Origin of the sequence: Phyllobacterium sp. CCNWLW183, assembly GCF_037203775.1 — a bacterium.
Classification (GTDB): Bacteria; Pseudomonadota; Alphaproteobacteria; order Rhizobiales; family Rhizobiaceae; genus Phyllobacterium; species Phyllobacterium ifriqiyense.
This window is the reverse complement of sequence record NZ_JBBCBN010000005.1, coordinates 358141-377790: the sequence shown is the minus strand read 5'-3', so window position 1 is coordinate 377790 and position 19650 is coordinate 358141. Positions and strand designations below refer to the sequence as shown.

Below are 19650 nucleotides of genomic sequence, written 5' to 3'. Positions count from 1 at the left end.
ACACTTCGTAAAAAACATGGGCAGGCGAACCTCAAATCTCGCCTGCCTTAAACGCCGCAGCAAACACAAATTGAGCCGTAACAATCCATGTGAGATGGGCTACCCGGCCTTCACGAATGAGCACTGGCAGCGTACTTTAACTTTATTGCAACGTGCGTCGCGTGCATGCAGATATTCTCTGCTGAGATTGGATCATATCCGCAGCCCGTTCTCGAATGGCAATGCATGGAGCTATAGTGTTTCCCGTGGGAATAAGTGGCATAATCAAGGCGTCAGTGATCTCTGTGGAGCTTCTCAAGGTGTCTACGCATCATAACTACCATAACAAGGAACAATCTCTTTCTAATATTGCTTAGCCGACCTGCTGACCGCCGAGCTCCCGCGTATTAATGACCATTCGCTATACTGGGTAATCCTCGCCGCCTTGTCCACAAAGCCTATCGCATCGAATTAGCCGACGAGGGCTTGCGAAGCAGCGTAAACCACCATCTGCCGCTTGACCGCACTGCAATCGCACGCCATGCAAACAACAACCTAGGGAAGCATCAAATAGCCGCATTTGTTTTGGAATCAATGGCTGACTTTACCGGAATACGCAGATTGACCGTCTGGTAGCAAGTGGGCTCGCAATGCTGCCGAAAATCTGAAAATCTTCAGACTGAGTTCGCTCTATCGGGCTGAGCGTGCTTTGCATTGTTCCGTGTAGAACTCACATTGGTCGAAAGCTCGCCCGCGCCGGGATCTCGACCAATGTTGTCCTAAGTGAACGCCACGATATTAATCCGTGGCCGTTGAGACAAACAATATGATGGATTTACCACGGACGGGTCGGAAAAGTGCCCGCCAACGCACTTTGAGCGACTGCCGCGCTGATTGCGGTAACAATTGCGGCGTACTTGATAGTCGTCCATGTTTTCTGGATGTACATTATAAAACTCCCTTTTGAAAATGCGCTCTCTGAACGCCAATCGAAAGTCGATCTGTCGTGTGTTGCCTTGATTACAGGTTTGCCCCTCATTGTTTCAACTGAAACCTATCCCGATGCTTTATCTTAAGTGATCGGGCTTTGTTGCAAAAAAATTGGCTGACGCTCAAAAAGAGGGCGGTCAGTTTTCGGCGAGGCGTTCTATAAGCGATTTCAAGTGGCGGCATTCTGCTCAACATCTTCCTCATTGGCAGGCTCGTCGGCCTCAATTCCAGCTTCCGCTATAAGTACATGGCCGAAGGCCAGAGAGTCCGGTGTCATCTCGGTCCGTATCAACCACTTTGTTTGTGACGTTCAGAGTGCACTATTGCATCATGTACGTGAGTGTCGATTATCGTCGCCGCAGTTGCCTACCAAATTCATCAATATAATTGATAATGATCCACTGAAAACTCCAGCGAATTACCATCCTATCCGTGACGCACTCTTGGGACGTGCGAGTGTCGCTTTCAGTCCGCTCTCGCTTTCACTGATAGGATTCATGCCTTTCCGCTTTGTCCACACTGCAGACATTCACCTAGACTCGCCGCTGCCTTCATTATCCCTGCGCAATCCTGATCTTGTATATTTGATCGGCGATGCCACGCGCCAGATGTTGGTGGCGATTGTGAACCTGTGCCTCGAGGAACAGGTCAACGTTCTGATTATTGCGGGCGATCTTTACGATGGCGATCAGACTTCGATGAAAACCGCCCGGTTTCTGGCAACGCAAATGCAGCGACCGGTTTTACTGTCGTCAAAACTGTGAGGGGGGTGCGCTGAGAGAAAAGGGTGCGGCGTGACCCGAGCTTTGTTGCTGACATGGTGGTTGTTTATAGAAGGTTCTGATTTCAATGCCGGTAAGGAGATTACCTCACGGGCAAATCTGTATTCGCCCACCCGATACAGACGACATCAGCACTGCGGGTCGCGTTTTCAATAGCTTTGGAGCTCCGGTATAATAGGTAATCGAGTATAAAAGCATGAAAGAGGCTGCAACAAACCATATTACATACGGTAGCGGATGAGGTATTTCCCGACTACAATTCTCCTCTTCATTTTTTAGCAACGACGACCACATTGGAAGGATTTCCCCATCAGGCACGGTGCAAATGTCAGAGCAAGATCGGGAAACGGCTCTTTTGGATGGGGTTTTCTCACTATTGCTCGCCCATATATAGTGAGCCATACGTAATTTCCTCATAATCCAAACATCATGCTTGGGACGACTAGCGCCAAATAGATTTCAAATGCATCTTGAATCAGCCACCACAGCGACTGTACTTTCTCGGACTGTACTAGGCGTGACGGGTTTCACTTTAGTACGTTAGTTCGGCAATCACGTTGCAGTTGAAACCGACTAAGATTGCGATGTAATGGCACAAACCATAGGCTTTCTAAGCCTGGGATGTTGGCCGGTATTCGACTGCCCGCGTCTACATTGAAGACGTGACCGGACGGTATGATTTATCCGTCTCAGATGACATTAACTGGCAAATTCAGAGCTGATGTTGGTTAGTCTCTGGGAGAGATCGCCACGTTATCCGAATATCAGCAGACCGGCGATTTCCCACACGTGTTTCAAGTTACACGCATACTGTTACGGTCGCCGTTTCTCTTCGCGGACCCACTGACGGCAAACGCTCCCCCTCGGCCCTCAAGTCCGGCCGCCGTCACCGTTAGGATAGTATGCAGCACGCACTGTTACGTCGTTAACTGTTAAAGGGCGATCAGACATCAAGTCGAAATGTAGATCAATAGACATGCGTACTGCAGCGGTAGCGCCCTTTTTTGGGGAACAGGCCGTGACTTCATCTTGCATCTTCGTTAAAGAGCACGGAGCAGTCCTCGATATGGAACATCCTGAGAAAAAAACTACATTGTTGGATGTCTCCTTGCCCTTGGCGTTGTTAATTGCCATTTTCATTCTCGTCTGGGCTGGCTGGACGCCAATGATCGATCACATCAATTCTCATGTATCGAGCCGATACCACAATTTTCATAAAATTATCGGTACGGACAGACGACACTTCGCGCAATGAAGAGAAGGAGGAATGGTTTCGGCGGCCGTTCCAAAGTGCGAAATGAAACCTTATCGGGAAGGGCTTCAGGTGGAGAGATGTCGATAACCAATGCCCTTCCCACCCTTCGATAATGTGCGCGTCGATGGCGCTGTTCACGGACCCGAATATCGAGAAGAACACGTGGGGGTGCAAAGAACGGGTCCCCCCCAGCAGAAGCTGTAACCACATAAAAAGCTACTGTCACAACGACGCGACATGCGCGCCGCATAGCGGGTGAGCTAGCGATAGAGCTTGCCACCTGTAGGGACTTTCAGACGCAGCCTTCTGCTCTCAGCTTAATGGTCGTTTCCTTGTTGAATTTAGAACTATTTGATCATTGCTGAATCAGACCTCCTGATGCTGACTTTGGGTCAGCCAGGGATCAGAGAGCATGAACCCGGACGATAAACCTTATTTCACTCGTATTTGGCCTTATTTGCTGGCCGGCGCAGTACTGTGCGCGCCGAGTCTATTTCTCTGGGTCGCTATTGCTCGGTTAAGCACGAGCCTGGATACCGCTTTAGCGCAATTTCTCTCGAAAATCGGGCGCGCAGCGGGAAGTTCCCGTTCGTTTCCGTGGAGTTAATTTGATGTATCTTGCCAGGTAAAAAGCGAGGGGCATCAAATGACAAACGGATTGATCGTGATTTTTCTTATGACCGCGTTTGTTACTGCGCTGCTTTACGCGGCATCTTTTTTGTTTGGGTAACGACCAGACAACGCACGTTCAGGTGCGGGAACGTATGTTCAATGAAGACTTGGCCGGATTACTTGCAAGACCATAGCTTGTTGCCTGCAATAGGTGATGTTTCACTGGTGAACAGATCCGGTCTGGATGAGCGATGATCGTTCATCTGCTGAAAGCGACTGAACTCTCAATGTACATAAGGAGAGAACTGGAGGCGGATCGATCTGCTTCAACAATTCGTTTGCCTCAGGAGAAGGCGCCGGTATCGTCCAGTGAGCGCCACATCGCGACGAACTTGTTGATGAGCGCCGCTGCCGGAATACCTTACCCGCAGTTGCATTTGAAATAGAACCCAAAAAACTTAACGATATTTGCTGTACCAACAAAATCGGCGTGGAACGTCCTGGCAATTCGTCCAGTGAAGTAGTTCAAATTATCTCTTCGCGCAGCAGTCCTGACATTGGCGGCTTTGCAGCCGGTCCCCCAATATTTCAAACGTAGCCAAATGAATACATCCCGTAGTTTTTCGGCATTACAGGCCCACTATGCATACTTGCAAAGAAGATATGCGCCGGAAAGGAGTTAGCACATGAATATAGTAAGATCAGCAATTTGCGCGGCTCTAGTCACAGTGTTGACTGGGCTTTTCACAGCGGATTCATCGTTCGCTCTTCCAAACCTGAGTAAGCGGTCTGCTAATGTTGAAATCAAGCAGAATAAAAATCAGATCAAGGTTCCTCGCTGTTCGAAACCCCGGCATCTCGGCTATCCGGGTGGAACGTTTCTTCCGTCATTTTTGTAAAGCGATACGGTCCTCCATTGGGACCGGATTCCGAAGGTAAAGGGTGAATCGTAAAGTTTTGACGGTGGGCTGTGCTCCAGAGGCGGACTGTAGCATCCGCCAATAGACCTATGTGCAACGATCTCGTAACTTGAAACGAGCAGGAGCACGTCACCCTGCTCGTTCTGAGTTGGGAACGGCTGGTATTATTGTTGATGTTATTGCCGAGAAGCTCGGTCATCGCCCCTGCCAATCCGCATTTCTGGCCTTGAACACCAGTGCGGTCAAGTATACTGACCCGCATCCGATCGCCCAACCCAACATCGTGTCGCTTAGCCAATGCTCGGCGAGAATAATTCTCGATCCGCAGACGATAAGACCGCCGGCTATGAATAGCTGCTTATACCGGGGTGTAAGAATTGCGAAGGACATGACCACCCCGCTGGCCAGCGCTAACTGAGCTGATGGCATTGACTGAAAGGCGTCTTGGAAAGATAGAGGATGGAAACTCAGATGACCAAGGGCCGTCTCAGGACGAGCCCTACCGACGGTTAATTTCAGTAGAAGGCTGATAGCAGTAGCAAGCGTCGCATTGACGAGAGCCCAAACAGTTATCGGAAAGCCAAGAATAAGCCAAGGTAGTCTAATCACAGCAAAAAATAAGCAGGCAATAGCCAGCAACGGGATCATCACAATCGGATCTGTTGCAGCCGATATAAGTCGCTCCACCTCTACTAGGTATCGAGGGCTGGTTTCAACCCAAGCGGCAAGCTCTTGATCAAGAAAGTAGATTGAAGGCCTGAAATGAGAAAAAGACAGACCATCTGCCATATTAAACGCGGTCGACTGGGATGAGAAGAAATTTTTGCGGTTAACCGGCTAATATCTGTAAGTGGAAGCATTCTATTCCCAAGAAACAATGAGCTAAGACGGGCGGTCACCTCGCTACCTACTTACAAATAACTCGTGCCGACGCCTTCTAAGCGAAACTTTCGCCAGAGCTTTGATTCTTCAAGTGGTACTCGTAGGCTCGATATCTGATGGTGCTGGCATATTAACACTAGCGGACCCTGTGATTATGAAGGCACTTCCTTAATTGAGAAAAGAAGTGCCTTCATATATGTGAGGTTTCAGAAGCCCGGCTGTTTGGTTTTGCGCAGATAAGGCAAGATGCGTTCAAAGCCGCCAAAGCGGGCATTTGCATCTTCGTCTGATACACCGGCGGTGATGATGACGTCCTCGCCCTGTTTCCACTGAGCAGGCGTTGCCACCTGATGCTTGGCCGTCAATTGGATACTGTCTATGGCGCGCAGTATCTCATCAAAATTGCGCCCGGTCGTCATCGGATAGGTAAGAACCAGCTTTATCTTCTTGTCAGGGCCAACAACGAAGACTGAACGAACAGTGGCATTGTCTGCAGGCGTACGGCCATCAGACGAATCTCCAGCCTCTGCTGGCAGCATGTCATAAAGCTTGGCCACTTTAAGGTCGTGATCACCGATCAGAGGATAATCGACCTCATGACCCGTTGCCGTCTTGATATCTGCTTTCCATTTTGCATGGCTTTCGACGGGATCAACAGAAATGCCAATGATCTTGGCATTGCGTTTTTCGAATTCAGGCGCAAGCCCGGCCATGTAGCCAAGTTCTGTGGTGCAGACGGGTGTGAAATTCTTCGGATGACTGAACAGAACGGCGTAGCTATCCCTTATCCAATCATGGAATTTGATCTCGCCTTGCGTGGTTTCGGCGGTAAAATCCGGCGCAACATCATTTATTCGTAAGCCCATTTTGCGGTCTCTCTTCGATGGATGTCGGTTCCACAATAGTCGCAAAGGGTAGCTTGCCCTTGGCGGCTGATTTGACCAATATCCTAACCGTGTGAGGCTATCGGAGTCTACTACGCACATAATATTACAGCGAAATGCCAAGCAATTACGAGTTTTCGAGGCCTGATCTTTGGAGAACGCCATGAACATGTCTGCCCGGCCCCATGTCGAAGCTTTTTTCGATAAGAGGACGTTCTCCATACAATACGTCGTGTCAGACCCGGCCACGGGGGCATGTGCCATCATTGATCCTGTGCTCGATTTTGAGGAAAAATCCGGCGCAACCGGCACATTCAATGCCGACCGTATTCTTCAATATGTGACAGCAGAGAACCTGAAAGTTGAATGGATTCTCGATACTCATCCTCATGCGGACCATTTTTCAGCCGCAGACTATTTGCATTCGCAGACCGGCGCGCCTTGCGCGATTGGCAGTCACGTCGTTGAGGTGCAATCCTTGTGGAAGGATCTGTATAATTGGCAAGGATTCGTCCCTGACGGATCGCAGTGGCACAAGCTTTTTCAAACCGGAGAAACATTCAGGATCGGCAATCTCAATGCATCCGTGATGTTTTCTCCAGGACATACACTCGCATCGGTCACATATGTGGTTGGTGACGCCGCATTCATTCACGACACATTATTCATGCCTGACAGCGGTACGGCCAGAACAGACTTTCCGGGGGGAAGCGCAGACCAGCTCTGGCATTCCATCCAGGATATATTGGCTTTGCCCGGCGAAACCCGGCTTTTCGTTGGGCATGATTACCAACCCAATGGTCGTGCTCCAATGTGGGAAAGCACAGTGAGCGAACAAAAAGCCAGCAATTCACATTTAAGCCGCTGTCACTCCAAAGATGAGTTTATCGCTTTCAGGCAGGCGCGGGACAAAACCTTGCCTATGCCAAAGCTGATGCTGCCTTCTCTCCAAATCAATCTCAACGCCGGACGTCTTCCTGAACCGGAATCAAATGGCGCGCGCTATCTCAAAATACCGTTAAACGCCCTAGGCAATGCTATTTGGGAATGATCATGCCCGCCCGGAATGTTCCAGCGGCCTAATCGGTTTCCGCCATTGTTGCACATACCTGCCTGTAGGCCGCTGTCAGATCGATGAGAACTGGTGAAACGACCTTGCCACTCGCGCCACCAATCGGATCCTTGATGTGAATATCGCGCAGTTCACTCATGAACTTTTCCCACATGACCGGGCCGCCATTTTCCAAAAGCTCGGCACGGATGCTTAATTCCGGAGTAACCGGGAGATGTTTGCGTCCCCAACCGCCCATCATGGCAAGCAATGGCACGAGCTGTATGGCTGGCTCCGTCAGGCTATAGATGGCTTTTTGGCTGTGGCTGGGGTCATCCTGTTTGCTGATCAAGCCAACTGACAACAGGTGCTTAAGCCGCGCAGCCAGGATATTGGAGGCAATTTTCTCTTGCGAATGGGTCAGCAGGTCGCGGAAATGCCGCCGATTTCCAAACATCATATCGCGTATGATGATGAGGCTCCATTTATCGCCCATGATCTCCAGCGACAGATTTATCGGGCATCCAGATCGTTTTTCAATGTTCAAATAGGTTTATCTCCACAGCAACCAGTTGCATTATAGGATCAGTTGTGGCATAAAACAACCAGTTGCAAATCGCAATTGGTTGGAGGGTGCGATGACAAAGGTGAAAGTGGGCGGGTTTTCCGTTTCGATTGACGGGTTCGGGGCCGGGCCGGAGCAAACTCTGGCTGATCCGTTGGGCAAGGGGGGAGAAGACCTGCATCAATGGATATTCGGAACAAAGACTTTCCACGCAATGCTCGGAAAACAGACCGGTGAAACAGGCTCTGACAATGACTATGCCGCCCGCAGCATGGCTGGTTTTGGTGCATTCATTCTGGGCCGCAATATGTTTGGCCCAATCCGGGGCGAATGGCCGGAAGACGACACATGGAAAGGCTGGTGGGGTAACAATCCGCCTTACCACGCTCCGACCTATATTCTCACGCATTACCCGCGCGCCCCGATCGTCATGGAGGGTGGCACTACCTTTTACTTTGTAACGGAGGGAATTGAAGCTGCACTTGATCAGGCAAAAGCTGCAGCTGGAAAGGCTGACGTGAAGATTGGCGGGGGTGTAAGCACTGTGCGCCAATATTTGAAGGCGGGGTTAATTGATGAGCTGCACTTTGCCGTCTCGCCGGTGATTTTGGGTAAGGGTGAAGCAATTTTCAGTGGAATAAATCTGCCGGAACTTGGGTTCAGCGTCACCGAACGCACCCTGACGGAACATGCGATTCATATCGTGCTTGCGAAGTAACAAAGTCCTCCTGCACAGGAAATGAGCAATGGCGCTTATTATGTACCTTCATCCTCTCTCGTCATATGTACAAAAAGCCAAGACCGGCTTTTACGAGAAAGGCGTGGCCTTCGAGACGCAAATGCTTGACGGTACCGAGCCGGTTGCAAGCGAGTTCGCCGCATTATGGCCAATCAAGAGATTTCCTGTCGTAAAGGACGGTGAGGAACTGATCTTCGAGGCCACGGCTATTATTGAATATCTGGAGGCCCGCTATCCAGACACGCCAAGACTGATACCTGACGATCCGATGAAAGCCGTGCAAGTTCGGATGTGGGACCGGTTTTTCGATAATTACGTCAATTATCCGCAGCAGAGACTGGTCTATCTGTCAATCGGCCGCGAACCGGATGATGGTGAAGATGGCGCGAAATGGAAAGCGGCGTTCGACGAAGCCTACGCGCTTCTCGATAGGCGCATGGCAGAGCGTGAATGGGTGGCTGATGAATTCAGTCTGGCCGATTGTGCCGCTGCGCCGTCCTTGCTTTATGCGGATTGGACCTATCCAATACCGAGGAATTACCAAAACCTCTGGGCTTATCGCGATCGCCTTCTTGCGCGCGCCAGCTATGCCCGGGCCCTTGATGAAGCCCGGCCATACCGTCACATGTTTCCTTTGGGAGCGCCGGAGGGTCGTGACTGAAAAGCGCCCTCAACTTGGTGAAAAGGCTTCAACTGAAATGCAGGATGGATTCAAAGCCTGTGCTGGCGTTGGTTGCCGGAGATTTCAGTTCCAGTGTCGCCCCCATTTGAGAGGCCAGTTCAGTGGCAATTGACAAGCCAAGGCCTGAACCTGGAGATGTTGTTTTGCCACGGCTGAAGCGTTGGCGGATTGATACGAGTTCGTCGGCACCCAGCACAGGTCCATCATTTGCAATGCGAACTGTACCGCCAGGCTCAAGGCTGATTTTGACCGGAGCTTGTTGATCGCCATGGATCAGGGCGTTTTCTATAAGATTACGAAGCACAATTGCAAAAGCATCCTCGCTTACCGGGCGAACAAGCGTGGCAGCTTTGGCCCGGCTATATCGAATTCTGCCATCTGTCTCGGACGCCCGATTGAAATCTTCGATCACGAGTTCCAGGACTTTCCCCAAATCGGCGGTTTCATTTGAAGTGCCTATCTTTGCCTCGGCACGCGCCAGTTGCATAAGCTTTTCGACAAGCCTGATGAGCTTTTGCAACGACGCCTCGATAAGCGCCAAGCGCGACTTTGAACCCTCACTGCGCAGCTCAGATTTAAGCATCTGCGTCTGCGCGAGTGCTCCGGCGAGGGGAGTGCGCAGCTCATGCGCGCTGTTGGCGGTGAATTCTCTTTCAGCTTTTAGTGTCGACCTTAGCCGCTCAAGCAGGCGATTGACCGACGTTACGATCGGTTGAAGCTCGCGCGGCAAGGTGGACAGCTCAATTGGAGCAAGATTGCCGCTATCCTTGCCTGCAATCGCCTCGCGTAAATCGTTGACTGGTTCAATCGAGCGTCGGACAATGAGCCATATGCCGATAATGCTAACCGGAATCAGTACCAGAACGGGCAGAAGCAGGGCCAGACCTCCTTCAACAGCGGCTTCGGTGCGATGTGCAAGGGAGTCCGCGACCTGCACGAAGATAGTGTTGTTGACGGCGGGAACCGTATAAAATCGTGAGACATCATCCTGGAAGAAGCCGCGCTTTAAAGGAGCAACGAAGGGTGTTGCCGAAACATCGTGCGAGTGAAGGATGACTTTGCCCGTCGCATCCCTGACTTGATAGGTCAGATAACCCTTATGGGTGGATTCGTTCAAACTTTGCTGACGGCGTGCGTCCGATACTTCTGCGCTTTGCAGCACATCGTCGACAACGAGGGGTGTCAGACGCTCGGTTGTTGCCTGCAGTGAGCCATCAAATATTTCCCCGAACTCGTCCTGCATGACAAACATGCCGGCTATTGTAGCCAGCAGCCAAAAAACGATCAGTGTCGCCGTCAAGGAAAAAATCAGCCGGCGGGTCATGCTGCGGTTTTTCATGAGCGGCCTTCAATCTTATATCCGACGCCGCGTATCGTCGTGACATGTTCGCGCCCGAGTTTTTTACGCAGACGGCTGATATAGACCTCAACCGTATTGCTCTCGACCTCCCAGCCGAAAGCATAAAGCGCCTCTTCTATCTGAGACTTGGACACGACGGCGCCCGCGCGGGCCAGGAGTTTATCGAGCACGGCCCATTCCCGTCCGGATAATATGATCTCATGCTTTCCCGAAAAGATGCTTCTGCTGGCAATATTGATACGAAGCGTCCCAACTATAATTTCTGAGCTTGAATTGCCCGAATGGCGCCGTGTGACCGCCAATATGCGTGCGGTTAATTCGTCCAGATTGAACGGCTTGACCAGATAATCATCTGCACCAGCATTCAACCCCTCAATACGATCGGAAATCTGGTCGTGTGCGGTAAGAATAATGACGGGAGTTGCGTTGCCCCTTGACCGGAGTGTTCGCAGGAAATTTATGCCACTCCCATCCGGCAATCTGAGGTCGAGCAGTATCAACCCATACTCAACCACACGGACCGATGCCGTGGCATCGTCGATCGTCTGCATCCAGTCGACCGCATGGTAAGTGCTGGCGACGTGATCACGCACAGCCTCGCCAAGGGTTTGATCGTCTTCAACAAGGAGAACCCGCAAACCTGACCCCGGTCTTGTGTAATGTTAACACTCAATACCTAATTAAGTTGAGGTCAGCAAATCGATTGCAACGTAGGCGATAAAGAGTGCGTTGATAGCGAGAATACAGGACACTGCAAAGGAACCAAGATCCTTGGCATTTCGTGCAAAAACCGAGTAATCACGCGAAAGATGATCAATGATCTCTTCAATCGCTGTGTTCAAAGCCTCGACAGCAAGCAGCAGCAGAAACAAAGCTGTCAGCACCAGATAATCCAGAAGCGCTGCCCCCAGAACCGAAAACAATGCAACCGCGCCAAGATAAGCAATGATCTCGTGCCGCGCCGCTGACTCGCGCAGGAGCCGTTCCGCTCCTTTCACAGAGTAGCTTGCAGCGGCAAAAAGGTGACGAAACCCGGTTGTCTTTTTAAAGTAGGGGCTTTCGCTCACGATGACTGCCCCTGCCTGCATGGCGCAAGCGCATCAAGCGCCTTGTCGTGCACTGTTGTCTCGACATGCATCATGCCCAAAACCGTATGAAACAGATTATCATGCGAGTGGGGTTTTACGGCCTCGGCAGCAAGACATTTGGCGTCCACTTCCGTTTTTGCCTCCTGACCGAGCCACAGGACAAAAGGTACATGGGTCTGTTGTGTCGGGGCCATGAAGTAGGGTGCGCCGTGAAGGTAAAGCCCGTATTCACCCGTCGACTCGCCGTGATCCGACATATAGATCATGGATGGTGATATCCGCGCCTCGCGCGCTTTCAGCTTGTCGATCACTGTCGAAATAATGTGGTCGGTATAAAGAATGGTGTTGTCGTAGGCGTTTATTATTTCCTGGCGGCTGCATTTTGCGAATTCGGATGTGCGGCAATCCGGTGTGAAGCGACGGTACTCTTCCGGATAGCGCAGATAATAGGCCGGGCCGTGACTGCCGAGCTGGTGAATGACAAGCACTGAATCGGATTTCACATTGTCGAGCCAATTGTCGATCTGGTCGAGCAAAATGCTGTCCAGACACTCGCCATCCTTGCAATAGGCAGGATTTCCAGACTTGTAGAGCGGCTGGTAGGCGGTGCGATCGGCAATCTTCTTATCGCCCGTATTGTTGTCCCACCACTCCGTCTTGATCCCGGCATGGCCGAGTACATCCAGAAGGTTCTCGGTTTCGAGGCCCTTGCGATGCGTATATTGCTTGCGCGTGTAGACGGAGAACATGCACGGCAATGAAACCTCGGTGATGGTGCCGCAACTGCTCGTCTGGGGGAAATAGGTAATATCCTGCTTGGACAATTCGGGATTGGTAAGCTGGCCATAACCTCCCAGCGAAAAGCTCTCGGCGCGCCCGGTTTCTCCGGCAACGATAATAGTGACACGGGGTTTGCCTGATGGAGCGGCAGAGTAGACGCGTGCATCTGTGCCAAGCGGCTGCACAACAATATGTTGGTTGCTGGTCGTGCGTATCACGAGTTTAACCACATTCACGATAGGCGCGATGGGATTTAAAGTGGCGAACCAGTCACGATGTTCACGCCCGAGCGACAGATAGGTGCTCGCATGAGAAAGAGCAGCGACGAAGAAAAACACCAGCGCAGGTATAATGACAACCATGTTCCATTTGACTTTTTGCAGATAGGTCCGGTGCCTGATCCGCACCCAGCCAACGAGCAGGGCTGGTAGAATCCCAAAGATAAACATGTGCCACATATAGGCAGAGGTCACGAGATGACCGGCTTCCGCATCTGTCGTATCGACGGCGCTTTGAAGCATGTTCACATCAATGATCGTGCCGTAGCTATCCATGAACCAGGATGTCGAGGCGCTGAAAAGAATAAGAACAATCAAGAATGGCTTGATGAGAAATTTCAGGGAAAAAGACACACACAGGGCGATGAAAGCGCATGTCAGCCCGAAGGCCAGATAGATCAGCGCGACGGTCTGCCCTTGCAGCAGCAGGGTGGCTTTCCCCCAGAAAGTATTATTGGCGGTGGCCATCAAAAAGATTGCAACCAGAACGCTCAGCGTCACACTTCCAATTTGCGGGCGAAGCGAGCGACCTTCGGAATAGTTTAATACGATTGACACGTGCGACTTCCTTGCAGGACTCAAAGTCAGGGATGCCGCCATTGGGCGGCACTGATTGGAGCTGCAATCGCCCTTTTTCCTGACAGGAAGCTGAATGGAACATTCCCCGGCTAAGGACGGGAATATGAGGGTTCAGGTCCGTGTCAGCTTTTAGAAGGAAAATGTCCGCACTGTTTCAACGTGGACTGAGATATGAAGTTTAGAATGAATTATGGAATCTGCTTGATTATCGGGCTTATTGCAGCGCTCTCACTGGTTCCGTTAGCTGCAAAATACGATTCAAAGCACCGCACCAGAATAGCACCAATTTCATATCAGCAGTGATTGGCAATTCAGCTTGCCGCGGTAGATAAATTATTCTCGCCAAACTGGGCATCATGAAGCCGCCGATAAAACCGGTCTGACTTGAGCAGTTGCGTGTGTGTTCCCTGTTCAAGGATACGAGCATTTTCTACCACAACGATACGATCGGCATTGCGGATCGTGGCAAGTCGGTGGGCGATAACCAGCGTGGTGCGTCCCTGCGCAAGCTCGGCCAGTGATAGCTGAATTTCCCGCTCTGTTTTGGTGTCCAGAGCCGATGTCGCTTCGTCCAAAATCAGAATTGGCGGGTTTTTCAGGAACATTCGCGCAATCGCAAGCCTCTGTTTTTGCCCGCCGGAAAGCTTGACTCCGCGTTCGCCGACAATCGTTTCATAGCCCGCTGGAAGCAATGCAATCATCTCATCAAGCCGGGCACGCCGGGCAGCTTCAGCAATTTGTTCGTCTGTTGCGTTGAGACGGCCATAGGCAATGTTCTCCCGTATGGTCCCGCCGAACAGAAACACATCCTGCTGAACGACGCCGATCTGGCTACGCAGCGAGGCCAATGTCATGTCGCGAATATCGATGCCGTCAATCGTTATGCTGCCCGAGTTTACTTCATAAAAGCGCGGCAGCAGCGAGCAAAGCGTGGTTTTTCCGGCACCGGATGAGCCAACAAACGCGACCGTTTCACCGGCCTTGATAGTCAGGTCAATCTCATGCAGCGCATCGCGCTCCGGTGAATATCGGAACGTTACGTTTTTATAAGCGATATTGCCCTTCAGATTGGAAACGGTCAGGGCATTGACGCGGTCGGCTATGTCCGGCTCCGTATCGAGAAGCTCCGTGTAGCGGCGGAACCCTGCAATACCCTTGGGATAGGACTCAATGACCGAGTTTATCTTTTCGATCGGGCGCACAAAAACAGCAACCAGCAGGAGAAAGCTGACAAAACCACCATTTGTCATCTGCCCGGTGATGACAAGGTAGCTTCCGGCGATCATGACAATGACCTGTATCAGCCGCATGCTCATATAGTTCAGTGACGTGCTTGCAGCCATAATCCAATAAGCGGCAAGCTTGGTCTCGCGATAGCGTGCATTGTCGCGGGCGAAAAGAGAGCGTTCATGCTCTTCATTGGCGAATGCCTGAACGACGCGCATACCACCGACATTCTCTTCGATACGCACGTTGAAATCACCGACGCGGCTATAGAGATTCTGCCAGTTCCTGGTCATGCGGCCACCATATTGACCAGCGCCCCAAACAACGATGGGCACCACGATCAGTGTCAGAATTGCCAATAGAGGATTGACGTAGACCATCAGCCAGAAAGCACCGATGAAGGTCATGATCGCAATGAAGAGGTCCTCAGGACCATGATGGGCGACTTCGCCGATTTCCTCTAGATCCTTGGTTACGCGCCCGACGAGATGACCAGTCTTGTGGTTGTCGTAGAAGCGGAAGGACAGTTTTTGCAGGTGGTCAAAGCTTTTGCGGCGCATTTCGGTTTCAATATTGATGCCGAGCTTGTGCCCCCAATAAACGACGACCGCGTTCAGGCCCGTGTTAAACAGATAGACCGCCAGCAGACCGAAAGACGCCAGAAGGATAAGTGTCCAGTTCTGGCTGGGCAGCAAAACATCAATGAAGCTGCGCACGGCCATGGGAAAGCCGAGTTCCAGCAAACCCGATATGATTGCGCAGGAAAAATCCAGCGCAAACAGTCCCTTGTAAGGGGCATAATAGGCAAAGAAACGTTTGATCATTTTATACGCGCGAGCACTGTGGGAGAAGCGATTGTGCCTGGAAAGGCACTGGCAGGAGTTAGCACATGTTTGCCTTTTGCCCAATAGAATCGACGAATACAGCGATAATAATGGTCGGCTTTTACAAGCGCTTGAACAGAACTGCCGCGACTTGAACGGAAATGGTGCGGATAGGCCGGAAAGCTTTGCTTAGACCACTAGTTCAAATTGCTGACACGACAGCGATATGCCGTCAGGCCTATAATTTAAGTGTAGCACCGCCCGGCCTTCCCAGTGCCACCAAAAGGCCGGACGGAGGGGGCTTGGGGAAACCGATGAACGTCCAACGATACGACATGCTTGATGGACTGAGAGGCGTTGCTGCCCTCCTTGTCGTTGGCTTCCATCTGTCGCAATTCGGCATGATTCCGGCTATCATACCGAGAGGCTATCTTGCCGTGGATTTCTTTTTTGTGCTCAGCGGGTTTGTTGTTGCCCACGCCTATGAAAGAGACCTCCGGACTCATTTGTCACTTGGGTCATTCATCATAAAACGCATGATCAGACTCTATCCGCTGGCGCTGCTTGGTGCTGGCATGGGTCTGGTGGTCCTTTTGCTGAAATGGCTGTTTTTTCCCGGAAAAGTTGAATCTCTGGAGGTCCTGCTGGCGTCCGGAATGCTCAATCTTGCAATGGTTCCGTCTTTCCTCAGTGCAACAGCAACATCTCACGATCTTTTCCCCGGAAATGGTCCGCTCTGGTCGCTTTTTTTCGAGTTGCTTATCAATTTACTATGGGCGGTCTGTGGCATTTGGCTCCGTACCAGCACCCTGATCCTGATCATCGTAGTCAGTCTGGTTTTTCTTGCGGTTTTCGTGAACCGATATCACACGCTCAATATTGGATATGACACCGCAACCTTCTGGGGCGGTCTGGCCCGGGTATGTTTCGGCTTTCCCTTGGGTGTGGTCATATATCGTGAGCAGCACCGCCTGAGTGCAAATGCGCGGCATTGGAGCATGTTTACCCTTTCGGCCGCACTGGTTTTTGTGCTTGCAATTCCAGTTGCCGTATCAGAGCGAAATTTCCCTTGGCTGGACTTGGTTTTTATCAGCCTGTGTCTGCCTGCCATCGTCATTGGAGGCACCGGGCAAACAAACACCATGCGTTTCGGCTCCCTGCTCGGCAGTTTGTCCTATCCAATTTATGTTTTGCATTTTCCTATTGTCTTGATGATGTCAGGTCTTAGCCAATCATTGCTTTCAGGCTGGAATACGCACATTATCGCCAGCATGAGCTTCGTCATGATCCTGGCTTTTTCCTGGATGGCCTTGCGTCTTTATGATGAACCCATGCGAAGAATGCTCACATCTTTGACGCGCAAGGGTGATGGCAAATTCTACAAACCCTTCCCGGCACCGGAACCTGTAAGCGGAGCAACTCAACCAGACGGAGGGCAGATCGATGTTCGGCTTTAACGTCAGAGATCCGGAGCGGGATCGCGAGAGTGATACAGCCCGATTCAAACGCATTATTACGACGCTGACGGCTGTCCGAAATGAATTGGAACTGGAGAAGCTCGGCCTCAACAAGCGTTTTGCCGAAGCATCTGCGGATGCGGCACTGACGCTTGAAGCAATGACAGATATTGCCGAACCGGAATCCTATGAAGGTCGCCTGGAAAATCTGACGAGCGTTATGAAAGCCTATGAAAAGCGGGTTGCGTTTCTTGAAAGCCAGTTGACTTTTGTTGAAGGCATTTTGGGAAAAACCTCATCTTTTCACGACGATTTATAGTAACGCAAATAACTATCTGCTTGGCAGAGAAGACACTAACTTTTAGGCACTTGTGTCTATGTAGCAATAGTTTGGCAGATTCTTTGACTTTTCTTTCAAAAATCCATCAACCCTCTTGCACAATGTCATTATTTTGCGGATAGTCGAGACTTAAAACGAATTTATCTTATGAAAAACGAACCCGGAACGGACATTCCGTACTGTCGGTCTCTTTGCAAGTATTTCAGAGGCAGTATTAATACAAATTTATTATAGTTTTACCTTTATATCTATCTATAGATATGGGGTGGACTTGGTTAAAATTGTGACTGATAGCCTATGCAGATCGTATATCGGGAAGAAAACAGTTAGATAAATCCGGGGCTTATTCGGAATGAAGATTGCAGTTTTTGGAGAGGCAACTGTAAGTCTGGGCGGACAACTTGTTCCCCGTGTCCCTGCCAATTTTCTTCGCATTATTGTTTACCTTCTGCTGGAAAACCCCAACCATTCCGTTTCTCGTGGCAAGCTGTCACAAGTTCTTTGGTCCGAGACGGACCAATCCCACGCTTCCATGAATCTGCGGCAAAGTCTGGCGCGTATCCGCAAATTTCAGGAGCAATATGGCTTAAGTCTTATACAGGGCGATGCTACTTATGTTTATCTGAACCTGTCGCAGGTGAGGGCCGATCTTCTGCGGATCGATCTTCTTGAGTATATGGAGCTAATGCAGAAGGGCGATATTGAGTCCTTGCTGCCGATGATCGAGCTTTATGCCGGCGATCTTCTGGCGCAGAACGAGCCGCAAGCTTCTGATTTTGACGAATGGCTGGACGTCAAGCGCGTAAAGATTCGCGATGATCTGACCGCGATGCTGCTTTTGATGATTGATCAGCCCATAGGCGTAAGTATCGATGAAAAGCGGCAATGCGCCCGTAAGCTGATCGAAATTGACCCCTATCAGGAGGTTGGTTATCGCGCATTGATGCAAACGGCGTCGCAGCTTGGGTTGATTGCCAAGGTGGAGCGGACATTCCGGGAATGCACGAAAAAGCTCCGCGATGATCTTGATGTCGAGCCGGAAGAGCAAACGATTGAGCTCTATCAGCAATTGCTGCCGAAACTTTCCCCGGCAACGACAAGAGGGCTCATTATCACGCAGCCAGCACAACCTGTTGCAATCCGGACCGAAATACAGACACCGACCGCGATCCGCGCCGTATCCCAGCTGCAACAGGCCAAACAAGCGGGCCTGCCGCGGGTTATGGTTCTCTACTTGCCGCATAATGCATCCGACCCAATGGAGCAACTTGCCGCGTCGCTGGTAGATGATATCACGATCGGCCTATGCCGTTTGCGCACGCTTTCAGTTGTGGCGCCCTATACGTCCAAGCGCGTGGTAACAGAATCCCCGATTGACAGTTTTGACGGTCTCAAGACGCAATTCGGTGTCAGCTATGCCGTCGACAGTAAGATTGTCCGTCGCGACGGGTTTTGCTTCCTTTCAGTGAAACTCATTGACACCGAAACGCAGGAGATCGTCTGGGCGGAGAAAACAAAGTTTGATTATGTCCTGCCCGAACAGCAATACCGGCAGCTTTCCATCCGCATCATTCTTTCTGTCGTCTCTGTAATCGAGAAGTCGGAACTTGACCGCTACAACAAGCTCGATCAGGATCCAAATGCCTATTATTGGTACCTCATGGCCAAGCGCGACATCGATAAATTCGACCTGTCCACGCTGCGCCATGCTCGGCAATCTTTCAAGAATGCCCTGATAGCGTCGCCTGACTTTGTTCCTGCGCTTAGCGGGATAGCAAGAACCATGCAAAAGGAATGGCTGATGCTGGCGCGCAGTGAAAAAGATATTTTGCTTGAAGGGGAGAAAATTGCCAAGCGGGCGACTCCCAATGATCCAGACGATGAACGGCCATTACGCGAACTTGGTACGATCAGCATGTATTTGGGTAAATTCGAGGAAAGTTTGGAGTATTTTGATCAAGGCGAGTCCATCAATCCCCAACATGCTGACTTGTTGGCTGATTATGCGGACGCTTTGACCCATTATGGTTGGCTTGATCAGGCATTGGAGAAAATCCAGCAGGCAATCGCCCATAATCCCCTCGCGCCTGATTATTATTATTGGGTAGGGGGTGGGGCACTCCACAATATGGGGCGCCATTCGGAGGCTGTAGATACTCTCGAGCAGATGCAGAACCCGCGAGCTGCGGCCAGATTGCTGGCAGCTTGCTATGCAATGCAGGGCGAAAAAGAAAAAGCCGGCGAATATAAAAAGCAAGCGATGGAAGATAATCCAACATTTCGGATAGATGATTGGATTAAAGGCCTTGGAGTGCGCTTGCCGGAACAGCGTCAAAGATATGAAAATGCGCTGCGCGAGGCGGGTTTTCAATAGTT

The 19650-nt window shown here is 50.8% G+C and carries 16 protein-coding genes and 1 pseudogene; 9 read left to right on the top strand and 8 right to left on the bottom strand.

Annotation, left to right across the window (positions count from 1 at the left end; genetic code table 11):
• The 3 genes and pseudogenes from V9K95_RS14175 to V9K95_RS14165 all read left to right on the top strand — a co-directional run.
• A partial coding sequence (locus tag V9K95_RS14175) for a hypothetical protein (RefSeq protein WP_337345107.1) occupies positions 1-316 on the top strand: 316 nt, incomplete at its 5' end.
• A gap of 1150 nt (positions 317-1466) precedes the next feature.
• Positions 1467-1706 (top strand): annotated as a pseudogene (locus V9K95_RS14170) (metallophosphoesterase family protein); the annotation flags it as partial.
• Positions 1707-2727: 1021 nt separating this feature from the next.
• Positions 2728-3006: a hypothetical protein gene (locus tag V9K95_RS14165; protein WP_337345105.1), complete on the top strand. Its 279-nt coding sequence runs from the start codon at positions 2728-2730 to the stop codon at positions 3004-3006.
• 1727 nt (positions 3007-4733) lie between these two features.
• On the opposite strand, the gene V9K95_RS14160 is transcribed toward V9K95_RS14165, so the two are convergent.
• Positions 4734-5327 (bottom strand): phosphatase PAP2 family protein, encoded by a 594-nt coding sequence (locus V9K95_RS14160; protein ID WP_337345104.1) that lies wholly within the window; start codon positions 5325-5327, stop codon positions 4734-4736.
• A gap of 299 nt (positions 5328-5626) precedes the next feature.
• Complete coding sequence (locus tag V9K95_RS14155) at positions 5627-6286, bottom strand: peroxiredoxin (protein WP_337345103.1); 660 nt, start codon at positions 6284-6286, stop codon at positions 5627-5629.
• Positions 6287-6473: 187 nt separating this feature from the next.
• Here V9K95_RS14155 and V9K95_RS14150 point away from each other — a divergent pair, with 187 nt between their 5' ends.
• Entirely contained in the window at positions 6474-7355 is an 882-nt protein-coding gene (locus tag V9K95_RS14150) for an MBL fold metallo-hydrolase (RefSeq protein ID WP_115053807.1), read from the top strand.
• Between the two features lie 28 nt (positions 7356-7383).
• Here V9K95_RS14150 and V9K95_RS14145 read toward each other — a convergent pair whose 3' ends face one another.
• On the bottom strand, positions 7384-7902 hold the full coding sequence (locus V9K95_RS14145; protein ID WP_307275697.1) for a winged helix-turn-helix transcriptional regulator: 519 nt from the start codon (positions 7900-7902) through the stop codon (positions 7384-7386).
• Between the two features lie 91 nt (positions 7903-7993).
• On the opposite strand from V9K95_RS14145, the gene V9K95_RS14140 reads away from it, so the two are divergent.
• Together V9K95_RS14140 and V9K95_RS14135 are read left to right on the top strand one after the other, a co-directional pair.
• On the top strand, positions 7994-8638 hold the full coding sequence (locus tag V9K95_RS14140) for a dihydrofolate reductase family protein (RefSeq protein WP_336442117.1): 645 nt from the start codon (positions 7994-7996) through the stop codon (positions 8636-8638).
• A 28-nt stretch (positions 8639-8666) separates the two neighbouring features.
• A complete protein-coding gene (locus V9K95_RS14135) occupies positions 8667-9320 on the top strand; it encodes a glutathione S-transferase family protein (RefSeq protein ID WP_115053322.1) in 654 nt (217 codons plus the stop codon).
• Positions 9321-9348: 28 nt separating this feature from the next.
• Here V9K95_RS14135 and V9K95_RS14130 read toward each other — a convergent pair whose 3' ends face one another.
• From V9K95_RS14130 to V9K95_RS14110, 5 genes are all read right to left on the bottom strand, one after another.
• Positions 9349-10680 (bottom strand): sensor histidine kinase, encoded by a 1332-nt coding sequence (locus V9K95_RS14130; RefSeq protein ID WP_336442118.1) that lies wholly within the window; start codon positions 10678-10680, stop codon positions 9349-9351.
• The gene (locus V9K95_RS14125) at positions 10677-11339 is read right to left on the bottom strand and encodes a response regulator (RefSeq protein WP_307275691.1); all 663 of its coding nucleotides are present in this window, start codon (positions 11337-11339) and stop codon (positions 10677-10679) included. The genes V9K95_RS14130 and V9K95_RS14125 overlap by 4 nt, the downstream gene beginning before the upstream one ends.
• A 42-nt stretch (positions 11340-11381) precedes the next feature.
• Positions 11382-11768 carry a diacylglycerol kinase gene (locus V9K95_RS14120; RefSeq protein ID WP_336442119.1) on the bottom strand — a complete coding sequence of 129 codons (387 nt, stop codon included), beginning with the start codon at positions 11766-11768 and terminating at the stop codon, positions 11382-11384.
• The gene (locus V9K95_RS14115; RefSeq protein WP_336442120.1) at positions 11765-13405 is read right to left on the bottom strand and encodes a phosphoethanolamine transferase; all 1641 of its coding nucleotides are present in this window, start codon (positions 13403-13405) and stop codon (positions 11765-11767) included. The genes V9K95_RS14120 and V9K95_RS14115 overlap by 4 nt, the downstream gene beginning before the upstream one ends.
• A 332-nt stretch (positions 13406-13737) precedes the next feature.
• The gene (locus V9K95_RS14110) at positions 13738-15477 is read right to left on the bottom strand and encodes an ABC transporter ATP-binding protein (protein WP_336442121.1); all 1740 of its coding nucleotides are present in this window, start codon (positions 15475-15477) and stop codon (positions 13738-13740) included.
• A gap of 314 nt (positions 15478-15791) precedes the next feature.
• Between V9K95_RS14110 and V9K95_RS14105 the strand changes: the two genes are divergently transcribed.
• The 3 genes from V9K95_RS14105 to V9K95_RS14095 all read left to right on the top strand — a co-directional run bounded on the left by V9K95_RS14105 (position 15792) and on the right by V9K95_RS14095 (position 19648).
• Positions 15792-16934, top strand: a complete 1143-nt coding sequence (locus V9K95_RS14105; protein ID WP_336442122.1) for an acyltransferase family protein — start codon at positions 15792-15794, stop codon at positions 16932-16934.
• Positions 16921-17253 (top strand): hypothetical protein, encoded by a 333-nt coding sequence (locus tag V9K95_RS14100; RefSeq protein WP_307275677.1) that lies wholly within the window; start codon positions 16921-16923, stop codon positions 17251-17253. Before V9K95_RS14105 ends, V9K95_RS14100 begins: the two co-directional genes overlap by 14 nt.
• Before the next feature lie 373 nt (positions 17254-17626).
• A complete protein-coding gene (locus V9K95_RS14095; RefSeq protein WP_336442123.1) occupies positions 17627-19648 on the top strand; it encodes a BTAD domain-containing putative transcriptional regulator in 2022 nt (673 codons plus the stop codon).
• The last annotated feature ends 2 nt before the right edge of the window (positions 19649-19650 follow it).